Annotated in this window: 2 protein-coding genes and 1 tRNA gene; all 3 read left to right on the top strand. The window is 66.3% G+C overall.

What is annotated here, in order from left to right:
* The first annotated feature begins 157 nt into the window (after positions 1-157).
* Positions 158-230: transfer RNA gene (locus tag ACJ8FR_RS07320), tRNA-Gln, on the top strand.
* Positions 231-266: 36 nt separating this feature from the next.
* Positions 267-1,055, top strand: coding sequence for a hypothetical protein (locus ACJ8FR_RS07315; protein ID WP_407827973.1), 789 nt, complete (start codon positions 267-269; stop codon positions 1,053-1,055).
* Positions 1,056-1,111: 56 nt separating this feature from the next.
* The coding region (locus ACJ8FR_RS07310) for an FTR1 family protein (protein WP_407827972.1) at positions 1,112-1,636 on the top strand (525 nt) is incomplete at its 3' end.

The raw sequence follows: 1,636 nt of genomic DNA, 5'->3' as shown, positions 1-1,636 counted from the left end.
GCGATCGTCCAATGCAGCATCGGACGCCCGCAGACGGGGTGCAGGACCTTGGGCAGGTGGGACTTCATGCGCGTCCCGTGACCGGCCGCCATTACGAGAACGGTGGGGCCGCTAGGCACGATTCGGAGCGTATCGGCGCCTATGCTGGTGGTCCCGTTGGGGGGTGGTGTAACGGGTAGCACGCTCGGCTTTGGCCCGAGAGGAGCTGGGTTCAAATCCTGCCCCCCCAGCTCAATTCCGTCCGGCACGTATGCGAACCTTTGTTCGTGTTGAAGCCCCGCTTCACGGAGGAAGAGGCCCGTAGAGCGATCGAGCGCTCACTTTGCTGGGCCGACGCCCTTCGGCTACTCGGAATGCGCGCCGCCGGGGGGAACCACAAGACGATCCAGAAGTGCGCCGAGCGCTGGCAGATTTCGACCGCGCACTTCGATATGGCCGCTGTGCGCGCGCGAAGCGCTCACAGAATCAAGGCACTGCCGCTCGAGCAAGTGCTCGTCGAGAACTCGACCTATCACCGCGGCGCCCTCAAGCGTCGCCTCTATGCCGCAGGCCTCAAGCGGCGGGAGTGCGAGCTTTGTGGGCAAGGCGAGAACTGGCGCGGCCACCGGATGTCGCTGATTCTCGATCACGCCAATGGCATCGCAACCGACAATCGGCTCCAGAACCTGCGCATCGTCTGTCCGAACTGCGCCGCGACGCTTGACACCCACTGCGGACGGAACATCCCACGCGTTCGCGCGTGTCCTAGTTGCGGCGCGACCTTCGAGCCTGAGAGTCATCGACATCGCTTCTGTTCGCTCCCGTGCTGGGGTGCTGCGCCCGAACACCCTGGCAAGCACCTAGGGCCGCAACCGGACAAGCGCAAGGTCGAGCGGCCGTCGTACGAGCAGCTGCTGCGGGAAATCGCCGAGACGAGCTGGTCCGCCGTCGGTCGTAAGTACGGCGTCTCCGACAACGCGGTCCGGAAGTGGGTCCGCGCTTACGAGCGCGATGCCGTGCCTGCGCTCCACGAGGCAGTCGTGGTCGGCGACCTGCCGCTTGGAATCCGTGGCTAACCTGTTAGGGTCCCCTAAGGATCAGGGGTTCCTACGCAGGGAGAGGTTCTGGCCGTATGGGTTCTTTCGTAATCGTCCTCCGTGAAGGCTTCGAGGCCACGCTGATGATCGGCCTGATCATGGCGTGCCTCGACAAGACCGGCCAGCGCGACCGGCATGGTCGCTCGGTCTGGCTCGGTGCGGCCGCGGCGATTGCCAGCAGCGTCCTGATCGGCGCGATCCTGTTCGGGGCCGTCGGCGAGCTCACGGGCAACGCCGAGAAGCTCTACGAGGGCACTGCGATGTTGTTCGCGGCCAGCGTCGTCACCTGGATGGTCTTCTGGATGCGCAAGCAGGCGCGCTCGCTCGGCGGCCACCTGCGCTCGCAGGTCGGCAGCGCCGTTGCGATCGGCGGCGGCGCGGCGCTCGCGTTCGTCGCCTTCGTGGGGGTCGCGCGCGAGGGCCTGGAGAGCGCGTTGTTCCTGTTCGCATCCGTCAGCGACGACGGAGTGCTCGCGACCATCGTCGGCGGCGCCCTGGGCGGCGTCGCAGCGGTCACGCTCGGCTACCTCTTCTACAAGGGCACGATCAAGCTCGACCTG

Origin of the sequence: Sphingomonas sp., assembly GCF_045810705.1 — a bacterium.
In the GTDB taxonomy this organism is placed as follows: Bacteria; Pseudomonadota; Alphaproteobacteria; order Sphingomonadales; family Sphingomonadaceae; genus Sphingomicrobium.
This window is presented reverse-complemented; position numbering and strand designations above follow the sequence as displayed.